We start from the raw sequence: 19,522 nt of genomic DNA, 5'->3' as shown, positions 1-19,522 counted from the left end.
ACGAGTCGTTAATCAAATAGACCTACACCCTCACACTCTGCCCCTACCAACAAAGGAGTTGTTGTTCATGAAAAACGTCAAGACCGCCGTTATCTGGCTGATTGTGGCGTTAATCGGTGCTTTTGCCTTTGCCATGCTGGCACTCAGCCGCGGCGAACACGTAAATGCTATCTGGTTAGTTATCGCCGCGGTAGCCTGCTACAGCATCGCTTACCGTTTCTACAGCCTGTTTATCGCCAAGAATATCTTTGAGTTGGATGATCGCCGCCTGACGCCCGCCGAACGGCGCAATGACGGTCTGGACTACGTTCCGACCAACAAATGGGTGCTGTTCGGCCACCACTTTGCCGCCATCGCCGGTGCAGGCCCGCTGGTCGGGCCAATTCTGGCCGCACAAATGGGCTTTTTGCCGGGCACTATCTGGATCTTGGTCGGCGTCATGATGGCCGGGGCAGTGCAAGACTTCCTGATTCTGTTTATTTCAACCCGCCGAGATGGTCGCTCGTTGGGTGAAATGGCGAAGCAAGAGCTGGGGGCATTCGCCGGGGTGATTACCATGCTTGGCGCATTGGGGGTCATGATTATTATCCTGTCCGCCCTAGCGTTGGTGGTGGTCAAAGCGCTGGCAGATAGCCCGTGGGGGTTATTCACTATCGCCGCCACCATTCCTATCGCGCTGTTTATGGGCGTGTATATGCGCTACCTGCGTCCGGGGAAAATTGCTGAGGTTTCCCTGCTCGGTTTCGTGCTGATGATGGCCGCCATTATTTACGGTGGAAATATTGCCCTTCACCCTTATTGGGGACCGTTCTTCACGTTACACGGCACTACCCTGACCTGGGTATTGGTGATCTACGGTTTTGTTGCCTCAGTGCTGCCGGTCTGGCTGTTACTGGCTCCTCGTGATTATCTGTCTACCTTCCTGAAAATCGGCGTCATCATTGGTTTGGCTATCGGAATTGTCTTCGCTATGCCGGAAATGAAGATGCCTGCGGTATCCCGGTTTATTGACGGCAGTGGCCCGGTGTTCTCCGGCAGCCTGTTCCCGTTCCTGTTTATCACCATTGCCTGCGGAGCTATCTCTGGCTTCCACGCCCTGGTTTCCAGCGGCACCACGCCTAAATTGGTAGAGCGGGAAAGCCACATTCGCTTTATTGGCTACGGCGCGATGCTGATGGAATCTTTCGTCGCTATCATGGCTTTGATTTGCGCCTCGGTGATCGATCCCGGCGTTTACTTCGCCATGAACTCACCGGCAGCGCTGATCGGGACTACCGTGGAAAGCGCCTCGGCGGCGATCAATAGTTGGGGATTTGTGGTGACGCCGGAAGTGTTAACCATGATTGCCAAAGACGTGGGCGAAAACTCCATTCTGTCGCGAGCCGGTGGCGCGCCGACCTTCGCCGTGGGTATGGCTCATATCATTAGTGAAGTCTTTAATAGCCGCAATATGATGGCGTTCTGGTATCACTTTGCCATACTGTTTGAAGCTATGTTTATTTTAACCGCAGTGGATGCAGGAACCCGCGCCTGTCGCTTTATGGTGCAGGATTTGGTCGGCGTAGCGGTACCAAGTCTGGCCAATAACCGTTCCTGGTTCGGTAATCTGGCGGGAACCTCCGTCGCCGTCGCTTGCTGGGGCTTTTTCGTCTACCAAGGGGTGGTTGACCCATTGGGCGGGATTAATACTCTTTGGCCACTGTTCGGCATTGGTAACCAGATGCTGGCGTCGATGGCGCTGATTCTGGGCACCGTGGTGCTGTTCAAAATGAAGAAACAGCGCTATGTCTGGGTGACGATTGTTCCCACTATCTGGTTGTTTATTACCTCGATGACCGCCGGTTGGCAGAAGATTTTCCATGAAAAACCGAGCATTGGTTTCCTGGCGCAGGCAAAGAAATTCTCAACCGGCGTAGAACAAGGGGTACTGATTGCTCCGGCCAAAAGCTTTAAAGACATGGAAACTATCGTGTTTAATAACCAGATTAACGCCGCCCTCTGCGCTTTCTTTATGTTAGTGGCGGTAACTATGCTGATTTCAGCATTCTTCGTGGTGCGTCGGGCGCTGAAATCCAGTCAACCCACCGCTCATGAGAGCGAAATTGTATTACGCGAGGAGGTCGCTCGTGGTTAATTCAAGTTTAATTTTCCAGCATAAATCTGCCGCTGCGCGATCTGGGCTGCATATCCTGCGCTGTGTTCCTTTAGCTCCGTTGATGCCCCAGCCGAAAAGTCTGTGGGGAAAAATGAGGCTGATCGCCAAGCGAACTGCTCAGAGTTTTCGTTTGATGGTTGGCGTGCAGGATTACGGTAATTATCTGCAGCATATGCGGCGTCATCATCCGGAAAAAATGCCGATGACCGAACGGGAATTCCACCGTTATTGTCTGGATGCGCGTTTCCCTAGTCAGGGGGGAAAGTTAGGGAAATGCCCGTGTTAGCAGAGATTCCAGCCTGATATTCCGCCTAGACAGGCAAAGAATCAAGTGACGACGTAACGCCTCATCCGCAACGATGAGGCGTTTTTATTGGGTGAAAAACCAAAATCAGCGCAGTGTCTAATTCACAGGACAGTTAACTCAGCATCGGCGACCCAAATGCGCCCTGCCAGTCGTGTTCAAACTGCTCGACCGCAGCCTGTACCGCCGGCGTTGAGATCAACTGTTCGGCGACGTCTACCGGCAGAGTAACCGACTGACAGCCCGCCAGCAGGCAATCCAAAACCTGCCTCGGCGTGCGGAAACTGGCCGCCAGCACTTTGGCCTGCGGCGCGTGTAAATTCAGTAGTTGCTGCAACTCACGCACCATGGCCACGCCATCCTGACCTTGCGCATCTAACCGGTTGACATAAGGCGCTACATACTCTGCCCCCGCCAGCACCGCCAGCAATCCCTGACCTGCACCGTACACGGCAGTACCCAAGGTTGGAATCGACATAGTTTTCAACTTCTTAATTGCCGCCAGCCCCTCGCTGGTCACCGGAATTTTCACTACCAACCCCGGTACGCGTTGAGACAATAACATCGCCTCCGCCACCATTCTCTCGCTATCACGGGCAATCACCTGAGCAAACAGCTTGCCGGTTCCTCCCAGAGCATCTCGCAGAGCAGGCAGCACTTCCCAGATCGGTTTTCCCTCTTTCGCCAGAATACTCGGGTTAGTGGTCACACCCTGTAAAGGCAAGATACGCGCCAACCGTTTTACCGCAGTCACGTCCGCCGTATCGAGATAAAGCTCCATGGGGATCTCCTGATTCAATAAATGTGAGTGCCAAGATCATATGACTAATCATAAACTAATCGAGGGTATTATAGGGTGATCGCTATCATAGCTGTTTAACCGCCGAGCTGGCAGCGGGCCAAAATGGATGTTTCTTATGATTCCATTCGGGTATTGCGCAGCCCGACGGCCAGACCTTCCGCCAGATGACGACCTCTGTCAGGTATCATTCAGTTTTACAGCCTTATCGAGGCAAAATCCCTGTGCTATTCTGGATTAATTGCCATACGTCAGGCCATTACTACGCCGCGCCATTTCTCGCCGCATAGCGCGACTTTTGCCCATTTGTGCAACAATTTAATACGCAGACAGGCTCATCCCATCGGCGTAAATAGTGGAGATTAAGATGGCGGAAATCGTATTTAACCGTGAACAGACCCGTCTCATGGCGCAAAAAATCCAGCGCTATCTGGAGCGCGAACATCAGTTCAAATTAGGCGATTTTGACGCCGAATTTTTATTGGATTTTTTTACCCAGGAACTCGGCGCTCATTATTATAATCAAGGTATTGCCGATGCTATTGCACAAGTAGAAGCCAAAATGGAAAATATGGTGGATACCCTGCTGTGGCTAGAGAAACCCGTCCATAATTAATCAGAAAGGCCAACCAATCAGGATTGCTCGTAACAAACGGTGACTTCAGGTTTCAGCAAATGCGGATAACCTTGGGCCTACATACATAATGGGCAATCAGGAAGTCACCATCGATTGGAGAGCATGAGCTATCGTTCTTATTGATTAATCGTGCGATTTTACGTACTTCCTCGCTTTTACCTGTCGATAGGTGTCAAATTAAGACTATTTACCTATTAAATGTTTATTAGTGATTTATACTATTTTCTACGGGTTATTTTCCGTCAAATTATCATTAATCTGGCATTTAAGTCAGATTAACGTTTTATATACCGCTACTTTAAAAAATGACCCACCAGCTAAAGTTGGAGTACTGCCTATACTTATTGAGGTAACTCCAGCGGGATAATGTCCGGCAGCCCAGGTGTTAATGGACAATATTCCAGGCCAACGTCAGGAGAATTTATGATGATTATGACTAAACGATTTGCTACCGCCGCACTGGCTATTACTTTAGCGTTATCCCTGAGCGCCTGCTCCAATATGTCCAAGCGCGATCGTAATACCGCTATAGGTGCCGGTGCCGGCGCCGTGGGCGGTGCCGTACTGACTGGCAGCACACTGGGTACGTTAGGTGGTGCAGCTATTGGTGGGGTTATCGGGCATCAGGTGGGTAAATAATAAGGCTATTTATTCCCCTTATTGATTGATCCACTGAAATATCTTTCGCTGCGGCGGTGATTGAAACCGCAGCGAAAGTTGTTGCTTAAATAACGTTGCTATCAGTCCTGCTGCATACCAAGCGATTATTTCAGATGATAAAAGACTGATGGGCGGAATAAATGAGAGATGTCAGAAAATAGTCGACCCCTAACAGGTATTATCCTGATATCAACCTCCGGCCAGCTTGACCTTCATTCCTTTAGCTTCCAATAACTGCTTCAATAGCTCCCGCTTATCACCCTGAATTTCGATAACGCCATCTTTTAATGAACCACCGCAGCCGCATTTTTTCTTTAATTCCGCCGCCAGTTTCTCTAGCATTTCATCACTGCCATCAACGCCGGTAATCAGGCATACGCCTTTACCTTTACGCCCGCTGGTTTGTCGTTGGATACGGACTATGCCGTCGCCCTTTGGACGCTCAGCCTTGACCACGGGTTCGTCAATGCGCCCGGTTTCCGTTGAATACACCAATCGGTTATTATCGTTAACCATTAAGCCCCCTTCACCAAAGATGCCCGAATATCTCGCAGCGTTTGCGCCGGATTTTCTGATTGCGTAATCGGACGCCCGATCACCATATAATCTACACCGGCCGCCAGCGCCTGGTGTGGCGTCATAATCCGGCGCTGATCCCCTGCCTCACTGCCTACGGGACGAATACCCGGTGTCACCAACTTAAAGTCACTGCCGCAGCTCTGTTTTAAACGTACCGCTTCCTGCGCAGAACAGACCACGCCATCCAGGCCACAGTTTTTAGTCAGTTTAGCCAGACGCTCGGCGTGATCGGCCGGATCGGCGTCAATACCGATGCCGAGTAAGTCTTCTTTTTCCATACTGGTCAGCACGGTCACGGCTATCAACAGCGGAGCCTGTGCGCCATAAGGCAACAATGCTTCTTTTGCCGCCGTCATCATACGCGCGCCGCCGCTGGCGTGGACATTCACCATCCAGACGCCCATTTCCGCAGCGGCAGCCAAGGCTTTAGCGGTAGTATTTGGAATATCGTGAAACTTCAGATCGAGAAAAACCTCGAACCCACGCTGATGCAGATCACGTACCAACTTTGGGCCAAACAGGGTAAACATTTCTTTGCCGATTTTTAGCCGGCAATCGCGCGGGTCAACACGATCGGCAAACGCCAGAGCTGCGTTTTTATCGGCATAGTCCAATGCGACCACAATCGGGGAAGATCCTGAGTCATTATTATTGGTTTTAGTATCCGACGTCATGTTTCTACCCTCTGTAATATATGCAAATAATCAAGGCTGCCTTTCGCGACTAACGGCGTGCTATCTATAACAGCCACTCAAAAATATTAACCGCCGGCATTCTACATGGCGTCGAGGGGAAATTACAGATTTCCGTCCCTGTTATCTCTCTAAGGATGACAGGGATAACCACGGCCATGACTGCGGCAAGGTGCCAGAGGTGCGAAATGTATAAATCATTGCGGAAAGGTCAATTTGGGTCAGTCTTGTTCGGTAGTTAATAACCGGTAGAAAGTAAAACAGTTTCAAGAAAGGTAAATTATCAATCAAATAAATTGAATGAGATTATCAGGAGTTTGAGATTTTCATTAATTTCAGATGCTATATCATTCAGTCCATCGGAAGACATCGCCTTCCACTTAATCATAATGGACTGGAGTTTCACATGAAAAACATCAAATATATCGCCTCTGCCTTAGTTCTTTCCCTAGCATCTTTCACCAGCATGGCTTCAACCAGCGTGAACACCCAACAGTCAGCAAGTTTGAATAAAACTGGCGTAATCTCTGTCAGCAACGCCGGTACTCTGACCGAACTGGAAAACGCGCTGGCTCAAAAAGCACAGGCCGCAGGGGCAAAATCTTTCCAGATCACCTCTGCCAGCGGCAATAATAAGCTGCACGGCACCGCCGTTATTTATCAATAATTAGCGGTTTCGCACCCCATTACGAAATAAGTAATTTCATGTAGCTATGACAAGAAGAGCGCCGATGCGCTCTTTTTTGCATTTGACATATGAATTTTTTGTGAATTTTATGTTATCAACTAGACAGCGCGCTAAACCTCACATAGCTTGGTACTTTCCCCTGCTTAAAGGTGACATGATGAGCGAAGTATCGACCTTAACCATTAAAATCCCTCTGGAATTAAAAGAAAAGATTAAAGCCGCTGCGCTGGAAAAACAGTTTTCGCTCAGCTCCGAAGTCTGTGAACGACTGGAGCAGAGTTTTAATCCGGCAGCCAAAAATGCCAAAGCTGGCCGAAAGGACGGGAAAACGCATCACAGCGAGATTGATAACCAGGGAATTGAAGAGATTTCCGAACAGCCGCTGAGTCAGAAAGAGTTGAAGAAACTGCGTCAGTTGCTCAAAGATGGCGTTAAACCGGCGCAAAAGAAGAAATAGAAAATGACATGATTAGGGTGAGAAAAGTTCTCACCCTGCTGTTTGCTGCCCACCACCCATCGCCGGTAAACAATCTTCAGCGATTATTGCCCATCCAGCCCACGAATCGGTTTGACCGACGCCCAGGCGCGGCAAGATGGACAGTGCCAATAGAGCGAATGTGCGGTAAAACCGCATTTATGGCAGCGATAGCGCGGTTTTGTTCTGATCTGCTCGCCCACCATATCCCGCAGCAGTAGCAAACTTTCTTTGGCTCGCCCTTCTTCCGCATCAGCCAAATGGTAATCCATTAAACGATAGAATACCCGCATGGTTGGATGGCGTTGTAGCTGGCGGTTAATATATACCTGTGCCACATCGCGCCCGTCTTGCTGTTCCAGAATTTCTGCCAGCATCAGCTCAGCGGTGGCGCCGGTATTGTCTTCTACGCAACGCTTCAGGAAATCAGACCACGCCTGCGGTTGCTGTAAATGCTGGTAGCAATCGTGCAGCATCGGTAGCGCCTCGCTGACCACTTCTTTATCCTGTTCCAGCACTTGCTGTAAAGCTTCCGCGGCTTTGGCAAAATCGCCGCGCGCCATATGAACGCGCCCAAGCATTATTGACACTCTGGCGCAGTCTTTATCGGCGCTGGCAGCCTTTTTCAGCAACCCCATCGCCTTATCCAGATCGTCGCTTCCCATGGCTTGCAACGACAGTTCGCAATAGAAATGCGCAATTTCGCTACGCTGCTTATCTTTGCCCAACTTCACCAGTTTTTCTGCGACTTCAATGGCTTTGATCCAATCGCTGGTGGCCTGATGGATAACCAGAAGTTGCTGTAAGGCTCCAACGCGAAAGTCAGCTTCTTCAATCAGTTGGGTAAACATGTCTTCGGCGCGGTCATACAGCCCGGCGGCCATATAGTCGCGGCCTAATTGCTGAATGGCCAGCAGGCGTTGTTCAAAGGTCAGTGATGCACTTTCCATCAAAGCCTGATGGATACGAATGGCGCGGTCAACTTCACCACGCGAACGGAAAAGGTTACCTAAAGTAAGATGCGCTTCAACGGTGGAGCTGTCCTCTTTCAACATATCGAGAAAGAGATCGACCGCTTTGTCCTGCTGATTGGATAAAAGGAAATTAACCCCTGCCACGTATTCACGAGACAGGCGGTTGGCATCCTGTTGTTTATCCTGCTGAGCGCTTCTGCGACCCATGTACCAGCCATAGGCGGCAGCCACGGGCAACAGCAGAAACAGCAGTTCTAACATAGAGAATTATTCCTTGCTGACAGCAGGCTGAGTCGCAGAGTGACGATCTTCAGCAGGTTGTTCCAGTTGCAGTTCAAGCCGTTTGATTTTGCGCTCTGCTCGTCCCAGAGAAATGCGGACACGTAGATAAAACAGGCCGCAAATAATCCAACCCAAGATCAACCCAATGGCAAACAATGTTGCTAATAACGTTGATACGCGGTATTCGCCCTGAGCCAATAAGTAGTTAAAGGTAACAACCTGATCGTTATTCGCCCCTAACGTGACTGATATCACGAAAATAACCAGTACTAACAAAAAAATCAGCAAATATTTCACGTTCTTTCCCATAGGCCGGATTACCCGACGAATTATGCCAAAAAAGTGGCGACATGACGTTATAAATTAACACTGACCCTGTGCGCAAATAAACCCTGAAGCGCGATAAAGCACGATCTTGAACGCTATTTTGACTTTTTACCGCTTTCATTTAAAAAATAATGAGAAACGCCCGCAATTATAAGCCAAAGTAAAGATATGGGGCGTCTGTAACCAAAAGCCAATAGCGCCGTCAATCAGATTTCCATAACCCCTGATTATAACCGTTGATCTCGCTGCTCAATTTCTTTTTGCTCTTGCGGCGGAATAGTCAATGGGCCGATCCAACGCTGAACCCCCATCGTGGCCAGTGCCACCAGCAAACCACTAATTAAGGTCGCGACAATCAGATCCTGCGGCCAATGCATGCCTAGCACCAGACGGCTACCCATCACGCCCGTCGCCCATACCATTAATAATCCGACGGTTTTGTAATGACGGCGTGGCCAAAGCAACCCAACGCCCAACAATGCCCAGGTTGCCGCAAAAACCGTATGTCCGGAGGGAAAAGCAAATCCGGTTTCAAAGCGCCAGTGTTTGACCAGCCATTTTGGTACCAGCGTTTGATTCTGAAGCTGCTCTTTCACCATCGCGCTGCGTTCTTTACGAGGCAACTGGTAGAACTCTTCACTGGTTAAGTGATTCTGATTTTCCAGCCAGACCACGAACGGGCGCGGTTCCTGCACCTGTTCTTTAATCAGAGATTTCACGCCCTGCCCGAAAACAATAACCAACGTTAATATCATCAGCAGACCCACTGCCGGTTTAAGGCGAAAACGCAGACACCACAAAAACCAACCGCTCAGGATAACGCTGGTCGCGATACCCCAAGGTGCGGTGACAGTCTCCGTTAGCGCAAAAAGTCCTTTAAGCCAAAATCCGGATGCGCCGGGCTGCCAATGCCAACCGGAGATCCAGACCGCTATGGGCATAAGTAATAAAAGAACAGTCCCAATCATGATTCGCTTTGCGATGTTTAACATCAAATATCCTTTTCTTTACTCAGCCTTAATCTTAGCCGCAGGCCATTTTTACTTCATTGATAATATACGTAAAATTGATTGGATAGCGAAGTTATCTGTTACCCTCTCTTTCATCGCTCATTTGTTGAACAGCTAATAATTTGAACTTATGGCAATATAAATAATCAAGTGTAGCGAAAGTTATAATTCGAGCGTTTCACTGGTTAAACCGCGAATCTGAAAGTAGGATGCGCTACAATAATTGTATAAGAGCCTGATGTATTAATATGAACACTAACATGCAGCTAAAACGTGTAGCAGAAGCCAAATTGCCTACTCCGTGGGGCGATTTTTTGATGGTCGGTTTTGAAGAACTGGCAACCGGTCACGACCATCTGGCATTGATTTTTGGTGATATTTCAGGTAACACACCGGTGCTTTCCCGGGTTCATTCCGAATGTCTGACCGGCGATGCCCTGTTCAGTTTACGCTGCGATTGCGGGTTCCAGTTGGAAGCCGCGCTGGCTCAAATCGCGGAAGAAGGCCGTGGAGTGCTGATTTATCACCGTCAGGAAGGTCGCAATATTGGCTTGTTAAATAAAATCCGCGCTTATGCGCTACAGGATTTGGGTGCAGATACCGTGGAAGCCAACTATCAGCTGGGTTTTGCCGCCGATGAACGCGATTTCACCCTGTGTGCTGACATCTATAAACTATTGGATATCAAAGAAATTCGCTTATTGACTAACAACCCGAAGAAGGTCGAAATTCTGACTGAAGCCGGAATTAACATCGTTGAACGCGTGCCGCTTTTAGTGGGTCGTAATCCTAAAAACGAACATTATATGGCGACCAAAGCGGCTAAAATGGGGCATTTGCTCAGCAAATAATGCAGGCGAGGTTTTACCGCCGATAGGTTTTTATCCCTACATTTTATCCTTCAATTATTATCGACATAAATATTAGTCAAATCATAAGTATTGCGCGCAATATAATCATCTGCACATAGAGCTGCACCTTAGACGTGCGCCTACAAAGGGTGGCCTAATTGCCACCCTTTTCGTTACAACGTCACCTACCTACCCTAGCGGATTACAGCATCTTGCGAATGACATAGTGTAAAATGCCATCGTTCTGGAAGTAGATCAGCTCATTACCGGTATCAATACGACAGCGAGTATTGACGATTTCCTGTCGACCATCGGCGTAAGTCAGCGTCACCGGCACCTGTTGCCCCGGTTTCAGATTCTGCATTCCACTCACGCTGATGGTTTCATCCCCACTTAACCCTAAAGTCTTACGGGTTACGCCCTGCGGAAATTCCAACGGTAAAATGCCCATCCCAATCAGATTAGAACGATGAATACGCTCGAAGGATTCGGCAATCACCACGCGAATACCTAACAAACGCGGCCCTTTCGCAGCCCAATCGCGGCTGGAGCCAGAACCGTATTCTTTACCGGCTATCACCGCCAGCGTCACTTTTTCCTGCTGGTATTGCATCGCCGCGTCATAAATCGCCATGATATTGTTTGAAGGAATATGTCGCGTCATTCCCCCTTCCACTCCCGGTACCATTTCATTGCGGATACGAATATTGGCAAAAGTGCCGCGCATCATGACTTCGTGGTTTCCTCGACGCGAACCGTAGGAGTTAAATTCCTTGATTTCCACACCGCGGTCCCGCAAATAGCGGCCAGCCGGACTATCTAGTTTGATATTGCCTGCGGGAGAAATATGGTCGGTGGTGACAGAGTCCGCCAAAATCGCTAGAATCCGCGCATTCTGGATATCCTGCACCGGTTCAGGTTCCGCCTTCATATCACTAAAGAAGGGAGGATGGCGAATATAGGTAGAATCAGCCTGCCAATCGTAGGTCGGAGTGCTTTCTACCACAATAGCCTGCCAGTTCTTGTCTCCGCTAAAGACTTCCGCATATTCCTTGCGGAACATTTCGGTTTTAACTTCTTCCACCGCTTTGGCAATTTCCTTTCCACTCGGCCAGATATCTTTCAGATACACAGGCTTACCATCATGACCTTCCCCTAAGGATTCGGTCGTGAGATCCAGCTTCATATTCCCTGCCAACGCATAGGCCACCACCAACGGCGGTGAAGCCAGCCAGTTGGTTTTTACTAGCGGATGAATGCGTCCCTCGAAGTTACGGTTACCTGACAGCACGGCACCGACGGTTAAATCACCGATTTTGATAGCTTTTTCAATTGGATCCGGTAATGGCCCGGAGTTGCCAATACAGGTAGTACAACCGTAGCCCACCAGATTAAAGCCCAGATTATCCAGATAAGGCGTTAATCCCGCTGAATTAAGATACTCGGTCACGACTTTCGAACCAGGGGCCAAAGACGTTTTTACCCAAGGTTTGGTTTTCAACCCTTTTTCTACGGCGCGCTTAGCCAGCAAACCCGCCGCCATCAGTACGCTCGGGTTTGAGGTATTGGTACAGGAAGTAATGGCCGCAATCACTACAGCGCCATTTTCCAGCTGATGATTTTCCCCGTTCAGTGAAAACTCAATCTGCTCAACCTTATCTTTCTTACCCTCAATTTCCAACTCGCCAAAAGCGTTAAACGCCTGAGGGACTTTCGGCAACGCCACGCGATCCTGCGGCCGTTTCGGCCCGGCCAGACTGGATTCCACGCTACCGAGATCCAAAGATAATGAACTGGTAAACACTGGCTCATCCCCCGGATGACGCCAAAGCCCCTGTGCCTTGCTATAGGCTTCTACCAGTGCAATTTGCGCATCGCTGCGCCCGCTCAAGCGCATATAACTCAGCGTGACCTCATCGACCGGGAAGAAACCGCAGGTTGCGCCGTATTCCGGCGACATATTGGCGATAGTGGCTCGATCAGCCAAAGGTAAATCGGCCAGTCCGTCGCCGTAGAATTCAACAAATTTCCCCACCACCCCGTGTTTTCGCAACATTTGGGTGACGGTAAGCACTAAATCGGTGGCGGTGATGCCTTCGCGAATTTTCCCCGTCAGCTTGAACCCCACCACATCAGGAATCAGCATGGATACCGGTTGGCCCAACATCGCCGCTTCCGCCTCAATCCCGCCGACGCCCCAGCCTAGAATCCCCAGGCCGTTAATCATCGTGGTGTGAGAATCGGTTCCGACCAAGGTATCCGGATAGGCAACCCGTTTATCGCCCTGCTGTTCCTGCCACACCGTTTGCCCCAGGTATTCCAAATTCACTTGGTGACAAATACCGGTGCCCGGCGGCACCACGCGGAAGCGATTAAAGGCTTTTTGCCCCCAACGCAGGAAGATATAACGTTCGTGGTTGCGTTCCATTTCCAGCCGGACGTTTTCCCCAAAGGCGTCTTTATCGCCAAATTCATCAACGGTAACCGAATGGTCAATCACCAGATCGACCGGTGACAGCGGATTAACCTGATTGACATCGCCGCCCAAACGGTGAACAGCTTCCCGCATCGCGGCCAAATCGACCACGGCCGGTACACCAGTGAAATCTTGCATCAGCACGCGCGCGGGCCGATAGGCAATTTCGCGATCGGCATGTCCATCCTTCAGCCAATCAGCGACGGCCGCCAGATCCTCTTCATGTACCGTATCGCCATCGATGTGGCGTAATAGATTTTCCAGCAGGACTTTCATAGATTTAGGTAGCCGGTCAATATCACCTAACAGCGGAGCCACTTTCGGCAAGCTGTAATAGTGATATTCCGTACCTAACGCGACCAGCGTGGTCATACTCGTTTTTCGTAGATCCAACGACATAGCGGCTCCTTTGTTGTTCTGTACAGAGGGTTTTTATTGGGATATTGGTGCAGTCCGGCGGAGAATAACCCGCTCGGTTATAGGGTTTGATTTAAATATAACACAAAGATAGGTTAACATTCTGATAACAACGCATTTGTCTATAGCGATAGGTAAAATCGATTAAAGGTGTTTTTTACCGGGAAATCAGATCCTTTGCGTAAGGATAATTCAGTATGACAATAGGAAAATATGGAGGACAATTACCGATCGCACTGATAAAAATGAAAACGCCTGTTTCTACCGTACCGCCCCGAGACGCTTTCCAAGTCGTACGTTTATGACTGAGATCTATTACCCCGCGACTGACGTTTTCGAATCAGGGTGGAACTCTTTTATCTCAATAATTGAATTTAATTATTTTTTAAACGACAGTGATATAAATCTTAATTAAACACGGTGGTTGGATGAGGTGAAAATATCCCGTAGCGTTCTTTCCCTTGCCATATTCTGATGCTATTCATCGAGAAGGCATTTTTATCATCTCATCATTAAAAATCGGCCAGTCTATATCGTATTTGGTTTTTATTGGCTTGACCGTGTTAGCAGCAGAACCGATTGCCACGAATGTGATGTTGAAAGAAAAACCGGCTAATTTTAAGTAGAATCAGTGATATTGACACCGCGAGTAACCACCAAATTTTCTTGATTACCCTTCGGTGACTCCATCGCCATTTTAGATACACAAATAATAATAGGGTTTTTTACCAACCACATTATCAATCGCCGCCTTAAAAAATGTCTGAAAATAGCAGAATAATCATTTAACAGTCAGCGAAAACAAAAATTTACTCACTCTATAGTCAGAGTAAACAATAGGATTATCTACATTTTTTTCGATTTTTTCTGCGGTAAAAATTCTTGGCGTACATCGCTGGCGCGATAAAGGTCATATTTTATAAAATTATTATCGATGGGATTTTTCACCGCACGGGTTGAGTGAATATGATGTAACTCATTTAGGACAGAAGTACCTCTATAACCAAACACTCTGGCCGGGACGCCAGCATCAGAGAGCGCGTTACTCATATATTGAGCTAAAGGCTTTTCGCTGTCTGCGGATTCGGCACTTTCCATTTGTAGCATTCTGATATCAACAGGTAGCCCGGCGGCGGTTAATAATGGCAGGAGATCTTTAGTCACCAGATTGGCCGTCGATAAATTAAAGTTTTCTAACGTATATTTACCCAATTTTGAGATTTCACCCTCCGGTTTACCGTATCCGGCGATATAGAGCTTCCCCAGAGAAGATGGATTCACTTCGTCCAGGCGAATGTATTGAGTTTTTTTCAATGCCAGATAACGCCCCAACGATCTAAATTTGTCTGGGTTTTTATTGTAATTAATCTTAATCAACTCTTTAGTTAAGCAACCGCCCAGTTTCTGAAATCGTTTTTCATTACTCTCGCTGTCCATATCTTTACTTTTATTTTTAGCCAACGCGGCCAAAGCCGTATTGCAAAACAGTTTCGGGTCGGCCAAAACAATAGGGTAAGGTTCCTTGCCTGATAGTATTCTTGAGCTATTTTTATCAATAACCTGACGCACTGAAACTTCATTATACAGTGGCAAATAGAAATAATTCTTTTTGAACATAACGTCTTGTTCTGGAGGTATCACTCCATTTTCTTTTAGTTTCGTCACCAATCTTTCAGCAATACCGCATTGTTCTATACCACTGATGTTTTTTACCCCAGTGATAGTATCGGAATAAATCTTCATCATGTTTTTTCGCCAATGCACATCGTTAGTCTGTTTTTTATTTATCGCAGATGACTGTGGTGCATATTTTATAACAGAAGGCCTTTGCAGCGTTGTTTTCATAGTTACCTCCAATAAGATACTTTCTAATTTATAGAGGTGAGAATAAGTAATATAATGCCTACGTCTATTATAAAACGCTCATTTCAGATTAAACATTTCATTAATTATTGATTGTCGACAATTATTAAAATATCCGATAATATTTATATCAATAATCTTTGACCGGTTGAAACTCATAATATCTATTTTTAGTAAAAATGGATGTTTTATTTTCACCTTAAAAAAAGAAAAACCGAAGGCCTGAGCATTCGGTTTCTACGGTGGCTACGCGATTAACGACTATGCGATTCACGCGCTCAAGAATAAAGATGATGCCCTTACTTGACCGGCAGCTTAATATCTTTAAACATGGCTTCAATATCTTCATTTGAACGTAAAGCAACCGCATTATCCACCACATCACGGGTCAGGTGCGGTGCAAAACGTAGAATAAAATCATACATGTAGCTGCGCAGGAAAGTACTGCGGCGGAAACCAATCTTGGTGGTGCTATAGGTAAAGATATCGCGGGCGTCTACCGTGACCAAATCAGGATCTTGAATCGGATCAACCGCCATGCTTGCGATAACCCCAACCCCTAAACCAAGGCGTACATAGGTTTTAATCACATCGGCATCGGTGGCGGTGAAGACGATTCGCGGCGTCAGTCCGGCGCGATTAAAAGCGGTATCCAGTTCGGAGCGCCCCGTGAAACCAAAGGTATAGGTCACAATAGGGTAAGCTGCCAATTCTTCAATAGTGACGTGCGCTTTTCCTGCCAACGGATGATCCGGTTTGACCACCACCGCGCGATTCCAGTGGTAGCACGGCAGCATAATCAAATCGTCATACAGATGCAGAGCTTCGGTGGCAATCGCAAAATCGGCGCTGCCTTTGGATACTGCCTCGGCAATTTGGGTCGGCGAGCCTTGATGCATATGCAGTGACACCCGCGGATAGCGTTCAATAAAACCTTTAATCACATTGGGTAAAGCGTAACGAGCCTGAGTGTGAGTGGTCGCAACATACAGTGAGCCTTTATCAGGGTAAGTATGTTCACCGGCAACGGCTTTAATCGCATCAACCTTCGATAATACTTCGCGGGCAATACGGATAATTTCCAGACCAGCCGGCGTAACCTGCGTCAAATGTTTACCGCTACGGGCAAAAATCTGAATACCCAGTTCATCTTCCAACATTCTGACTTGCTTACTGATTCCCGGCTGGGAAGTGTACAAGCCTTCAGCGGTCGAGGAGACGTTGAGATTGTGGTTTACCACCTCAACGATGTAACGTAGCTGCTGCAATTTCATATCTATACCATCCTAGGTTGAACGCTGTGATCATCTCACAGTTTGGTATATCGGTGTCACCCTGGTAAGCCAAATAGTTATTAAGTAAAAAACCATTAACGCTATTATGCCAACAGTACTGGAAGCGACTTTATAATATCTTTTAACGATAAGAAAAGTTTTAATATAACCACTATAACATTTTGCTTAGCGCTGTATAGAACTTAACAATAAAAAAACAATGGCCAACAATCTTGCCATACTCATCATTATCAAAAAAAATAAGTCGATCATATTTCGAAAATAGTCGGATTGTTAAAACTATAAAGCACTACTCCTACTTAGCCCATAAAAAAACCAGCCACAAAGACTGGTTTTATTAACAGGCATAGCGCTGCAATCACAGCGCCACAAAAACTGCCTTATTTTTTGGCTTCAACCCACTTGCCGTCGATATAGAACGCCGTCCAACCCGTGGCCTTCCCTTCCTTCTCTGACGAAACATACTGCTGTTTGGTCTTACGACTGAAGCGAACCAGGGTTTTGTTACCTTCTTTATCCGTTACCGGCGCATCGGCCAGATAACGCAGTTTCTCCGGTAAACGGTCCTTAAAGCGTACTAATTCTTCCACTAACGGCGCGCGGGTTTCGCGAGATTTAGGGAAAGTGTTAGCCGCCAGGAATACGCCCGCCGCACCGTCACGTAATACAAAGTAAGCATCGGATTTTTCGCACGGTAATTCAGGAAGCGGCACCGGATCTTCTTTAGGTGGAGCCACTTCGCCGCTGCGTAAAATTTTACGTGTATTCTTGCACTCGTCGTTAGTACAGCCCATGTATTTGCCAAAACGCCCTAATTTCAGGTGCATTTCGGAGCCACATTTCTCGCACTCAACGATTGGGCCTTCATAACCCTTAATGCGGAATTCACCTTCTTCGATCTCATAACCTTCGCAAGCCGGGTTATTACCACACACGTGCAGTTTACGGTGAGTATCGATCAGATAGCTGTCCATAGCGGTGCCACAAATCTGGCAGCGACGACGGGCGCGCAAGGCGTTAGTTTCCGCATCATCCCCTTCGAGAACGTTCAGTATTTCCGTTTCCGGCACCAGGTTAATGGTGGTTTTACAACGTTCTTTCGGCGGTAAGGCATAGCCAGAACAACCGAGGAATACGCCGGTGCTCGCGGTTCGAATCCCCATTTGACGGCCACAGGTCGGGCAATCAATGCTGGTCATCACCATCTGATTCGGGCGCATCCCGCCGTCTTCAGGATCTTTTTCCGCGGTTTCCAGTTGTTCGCTAAATTCGGCAAAAAACTCGTCGAGTACCGCTTTCCACTCAGCCTGATCGTTGGCGACCTGATCCAGACCACTTTCCATACGGGCGGTGAAATCATAGTTCATCAGCTCGCGGAAGTTCTCTTCCAGACGGTCGGTGACGATTTCACCCATTTTTTCCGCATAGAATCGGCGGTTTTCCACTCGAACGTATCCACGATCCTGAATGGTAGAAATGATAGACGCGTAGGTAGAAGGACGGCCAATACCGCGTTTTTCCAGTTCTTTAACCAAAGAAGCTTCGCTGTAACGCGCTGGCGGTTTGGTAAAGTGCTGGCTAGGAATCAGTTTTTGCAGATCCAGTTCACTGCCGACCTCAATCACCGGTAAGGTGCGATCTTCATCGCCTTTACGCAGCGCCGGCATGACTTTGGTCCAACCGTCAAAGCGTAGGGTTCGCCCTTTGGCACGCAACTGATAATCACCCGCCTGCACCGTGAGCGTAGTGGAATCATATTTCGCCGGCGTCATCTGACAGGCGACAAATTGACGCCAAATCAGCTGATACAGTTTCTGCGCATCCGCTTCCATGTCTTTCAACTGCTCGGCCAACACGTTGACATCCGATGGACGGATAGCTTCATGAGCCTCTTGAGAGTTTTCTTTGCTGCTGTACTGATTAGCCGCTGACGGCAGGTATTTTTCGCCGAAATTCTCGCCGATATAGCCACGCACCATGGTCAGCGCGTCCTGACTCAAATTGGTTGAATCGGTACGCATATAGGTGATATGACCCGCTTCATACAGACGCTGCGCCATCATCATGGTTTTCTTCACGCCAAAGCTCAAACGGGTACTGGCCGCCTGCTGCAAGGTAGACGTAATGAAAGGCGCACCCGGTTTGCTACTGGTCGGTTTATCTTCACGATCCAGTACTTTATAACGCGCAGTTTCAAGCAGCTTGAGCGCCGCATGAGTTTGTTCGCGATTAACCGGTTTGAACGGTTTATTGTGCGCATGGGTGACTTCCATTTGAATTGGAATTTCACCTTTGGCCAACAGGTCAGCATGCAGCTCCCAGTATTCTTCAGGAACAAAGGCTTTAATATCCTTTTCGCGCTCAACCACCAAACGTACCGCTACGGATTGCACTCGCCCAGCGGATAAACCGCGAGCAATTTTCTTCCATAGCAGTGGAGAAACCATGTAGCCCACCACGCGATCCATAAAGCGGCGAGCCTGCTGAGCGTTAACCCGGTTGATATTCAACTCACCCGGTTGGTTAAACGCTTGCTGAATAGCATTTTTAGTAATTTCGTTAAAAACCACGCGACTAAAACGCTTATCGTCACCGCCAATCACCTCCCGCAAATGCCAGGCAATAGCCTCTCCTTCGCGGTCAAGGTCGGTTGCGAGATAGATGTGGTCGGCGTTTTCCGCTAAAGCTTTTAGCTCGGCAACCACTTTCTCTTTGCCGGGCAGGATTTCATACTGCGCTTTCCAACCGTGATACGGGTCAACGCCCATACGGTTTACCAACGCAACCTTTTCGTCCTTTTTAACTTTCTTTTTGGGTTTGTCTTCTGTCTTGGTTTTATCTTCGGTTGAGTTAGCGCTCTTCTTGCTGGCTGAACCACTGGTCGGCAAATCACGAATGTGACCGACACTGGACTTAACCACGTAGTCATTCCCTAAATACTTATTAATAGTTTTGGCTTTTGCCGGGGACTCAACTATTACGAGAGCTTTACCCATAATTACCTTTACCTAAATTATTGCTTCTAAAAGAAGGTTTTT

General features: G+C 48.0%; 17 protein-coding genes. 7 read left to right on the top strand and 10 right to left on the bottom strand.

The genetic code is table 11. From position 1 onward, the window contains the following. The first annotated feature begins 67 nt into the window (after positions 1–67). On the top strand, positions 68–2,134 hold the full coding sequence (locus tag PL78_RS05100; protein ID WP_064513684.1) for a carbon starvation CstA family protein: 2,067 nt from the start codon (positions 68–70) through the stop codon (positions 2,132–2,134). Next, a complete protein-coding gene (locus PL78_RS20565; protein WP_064513683.1) occupies positions 2,127–2,441 on the top strand; it encodes a YbdD/YjiX family protein in 315 nt (104 codons plus the stop codon). Before PL78_RS05100 ends, PL78_RS20565 begins: the two co-directional genes overlap by 8 nt. Positions 2,442–2,574: 133 nt before the next feature. On the opposite strand, the gene fsa is transcribed toward PL78_RS20565, so the two are convergent. Then, positions 2,575–3,240, bottom strand: coding sequence for a fructose-6-phosphate aldolase (fsa, locus tag PL78_RS05090; RefSeq protein WP_064513681.1), 666 nt, complete (start codon positions 3,238–3,240; stop codon positions 2,575–2,577). A gap of 385 nt (positions 3,241–3,625) precedes the next feature. Here fsa and PL78_RS05085 point away from each other — a divergent pair, with 385 nt between their 5' ends. Continuing rightward, positions 3,626–3,874 (top strand): DUF2164 domain-containing protein, encoded by a 249-nt coding sequence (locus PL78_RS05085; RefSeq protein WP_064513679.1) that lies wholly within the window; start codon positions 3,626–3,628, stop codon positions 3,872–3,874. Between the two features lie 444 nt (positions 3,875–4,318). Beyond that, the gene (osmB, locus tag PL78_RS05080) at positions 4,319–4,534 is read left to right on the top strand and encodes an osmotically-inducible lipoprotein OsmB (protein WP_064513677.1); all 216 of its coding nucleotides are present in this window, start codon (positions 4,319–4,321) and stop codon (positions 4,532–4,534) included. Positions 4,535–4,744: 210 nt separating this feature from the next. Here osmB and yciH read toward each other — a convergent pair whose 3' ends face one another. Further along, a complete protein-coding gene (yciH, locus tag PL78_RS05075; protein ID WP_064513675.1) occupies positions 4,745–5,071 on the bottom strand; it encodes a stress response translation initiation inhibitor YciH in 327 nt (108 codons plus the stop codon). After that, on the bottom strand, positions 5,071–5,808 hold the full coding sequence (gene pyrF, locus PL78_RS05070) for an orotidine-5'-phosphate decarboxylase (protein ID WP_064513673.1): 738 nt from the start codon (positions 5,806–5,808) through the stop codon (positions 5,071–5,073). Before pyrF ends, yciH begins: the two co-directional genes overlap by 1 nt. A 424-nt stretch (positions 5,809–6,232) precedes the next feature. Between pyrF and bhsA the strand changes: the two genes are divergently transcribed. Both bhsA and PL78_RS05060 read left to right on the top strand, forming a co-directional pair. Then, on the top strand, positions 6,233–6,493 hold the full coding sequence (gene bhsA / locus PL78_RS05065; RefSeq protein ID WP_064513671.1) for a multiple stress resistance protein BhsA: 261 nt from the start codon (positions 6,233–6,235) through the stop codon (positions 6,491–6,493). 178 nt (positions 6,494–6,671) lie between these two features. Beyond that, complete coding sequence (locus PL78_RS05060) at positions 6,672–6,971, top strand: Arc family DNA-binding protein (protein WP_064513670.1); 300 nt, start codon at positions 6,672–6,674, stop codon at positions 6,969–6,971. Positions 6,972–7,054: 83 nt separating this feature from the next. Here the strand turns inward: PL78_RS05060 and lapB are convergent, their stop codons facing one another. From lapB to pgpB, 3 genes are all read right to left on the bottom strand, one after another. Beyond that, positions 7,055–8,224, bottom strand: a complete 1,170-nt coding sequence (lapB, locus tag PL78_RS05055; RefSeq protein ID WP_064513668.1) for a lipopolysaccharide assembly protein LapB — start codon at positions 8,222–8,224, stop codon at positions 7,055–7,057. Positions 8,225–8,230: 6 nt separating this feature from the next. Then, a complete protein-coding gene (locus PL78_RS05050) occupies positions 8,231–8,542 on the bottom strand; it encodes a LapA family protein (RefSeq protein WP_064518255.1) in 312 nt (103 codons plus the stop codon). Between the two features lie 257 nt (positions 8,543–8,799). Then, positions 8,800–9,564 (bottom strand): phosphatidylglycerophosphatase B, encoded by a 765-nt coding sequence (gene pgpB, locus PL78_RS05045; RefSeq protein ID WP_064513666.1) that lies wholly within the window; start codon positions 9,562–9,564, stop codon positions 8,800–8,802. Between the two features lie 278 nt (positions 9,565–9,842). Here pgpB and ribA point away from each other — a divergent pair, with 278 nt between their 5' ends. Next, a complete protein-coding gene (gene ribA, locus PL78_RS05040; RefSeq protein WP_064513665.1) occupies positions 9,843–10,433 on the top strand; it encodes a GTP cyclohydrolase II in 591 nt (196 codons plus the stop codon). 202 nt (positions 10,434–10,635) lie between these two features. Here the strand turns inward: ribA and acnA are convergent, their stop codons facing one another. From acnA to topA, 4 genes are all read right to left on the bottom strand, one after another. Continuing rightward, positions 10,636–13,308, bottom strand: a complete 2,673-nt coding sequence (acnA, locus tag PL78_RS05035) for an aconitate hydratase AcnA (RefSeq protein ID WP_064513663.1) — start codon at positions 13,306–13,308, stop codon at positions 10,636–10,638. A gap of 864 nt (positions 13,309–14,172) precedes the next feature. Further along, the gene (locus PL78_RS05030; RefSeq protein ID WP_064513661.1) at positions 14,173–15,171 is read right to left on the bottom strand and encodes a hypothetical protein; all 999 of its coding nucleotides are present in this window, start codon (positions 15,169–15,171) and stop codon (positions 14,173–14,175) included. A 317-nt stretch (positions 15,172–15,488) separates the two neighbouring features. Continuing rightward, positions 15,489–16,463, bottom strand: coding sequence for an HTH-type transcriptional regulator CysB (gene cysB, locus PL78_RS05025; RefSeq protein ID WP_064513658.1), 975 nt, complete (start codon positions 16,461–16,463; stop codon positions 15,489–15,491). 401 nt (positions 16,464–16,864) lie between these two features. Then, a complete protein-coding gene (gene topA / locus PL78_RS05020) occupies positions 16,865–19,480 on the bottom strand; it encodes a type I DNA topoisomerase (protein WP_064513656.1) in 2,616 nt (871 codons plus the stop codon). Positions 19,481–19,522 lie beyond the last annotated feature (42 nt).

The sequence above is a fragment of the Yersinia entomophaga genome, from assembly GCF_001656035.1.
Taxonomy (GTDB): domain Bacteria; phylum Pseudomonadota; class Gammaproteobacteria; order Enterobacterales; family Enterobacteriaceae; genus Yersinia; species Yersinia entomophaga.
This window is presented reverse-complemented; position numbering and strand designations above follow the sequence as displayed.

What these genes read in the sequence shown, in the direction of transcription:
- pyrF (WP_064513673.1), bottom strand. Translation starts at nt 5,808, where the DNA reads ATGACGTCGGATACTAAAACCAATAATAATGACTCAGGATCTTCCCCG.
- fsa (WP_064513681.1), bottom strand. Translation starts at nt 3,240, where the DNA reads ATGGAGCTTTATCTCGATACGGCGGACGTGACTGCGGTAAAACGGTTG.
- PL78_RS05100 (WP_064513684.1), top strand. Translation starts at nt 68, where the DNA reads ATGAAAAACGTCAAGACCGCCGTTATCTGGCTGATTGTGGCGTTAATC.
- cysB (WP_064513658.1), bottom strand. Translation starts at nt 16,463, where the DNA reads ATGAAATTGCAGCAGCTACGTTACATCGTTGAGGTGGTAAACCACAAT.
- PL78_RS05060 (WP_064513670.1), top strand. Translation starts at nt 6,672, where the DNA reads ATGAGCGAAGTATCGACCTTAACCATTAAAATCCCTCTGGAATTAAAA.
- yciH (WP_064513675.1), bottom strand. Translation starts at nt 5,071, where the DNA reads ATGGTTAACGATAATAACCGATTGGTGTATTCAACGGAAACCGGGCGC.
- lapB (WP_064513668.1), bottom strand. Translation starts at nt 8,224, where the DNA reads ATGTTAGAACTGCTGTTTCTGCTGTTGCCCGTGGCTGCCGCCTATGGC.
- PL78_RS05030 (WP_064513661.1), bottom strand. Translation starts at nt 15,171, where the DNA reads ATGAAAACAACGCTGCAAAGGCCTTCTGTTATAAAATATGCACCACAG.
- pgpB (WP_064513666.1), bottom strand. Translation starts at nt 9,564, where the DNA reads ATGTTAAACATCGCAAAGCGAATCATGATTGGGACTGTTCTTTTATTA.
- bhsA (WP_064513671.1), top strand. Translation starts at nt 6,233, where the DNA reads ATGAAAAACATCAAATATATCGCCTCTGCCTTAGTTCTTTCCCTAGCA.
- topA (WP_064513656.1), bottom strand. Translation starts at nt 19,480, where the DNA reads ATGGGTAAAGCTCTCGTAATAGTTGAGTCCCCGGCAAAAGCCAAAACT.
- acnA (WP_064513663.1), bottom strand. Translation starts at nt 13,308, where the DNA reads ATGTCGTTGGATCTACGAAAAACGAGTATGACCACGCTGGTCGCGTTA.
- PL78_RS05085 (WP_064513679.1), top strand. Translation starts at nt 3,626, where the DNA reads ATGGCGGAAATCGTATTTAACCGTGAACAGACCCGTCTCATGGCGCAA.
- osmB (WP_064513677.1), top strand. Translation starts at nt 4,319, where the DNA reads ATGATGATTATGACTAAACGATTTGCTACCGCCGCACTGGCTATTACT.
- ribA (WP_064513665.1), top strand. Translation starts at nt 9,843, where the DNA reads ATGCAGCTAAAACGTGTAGCAGAAGCCAAATTGCCTACTCCGTGGGGC.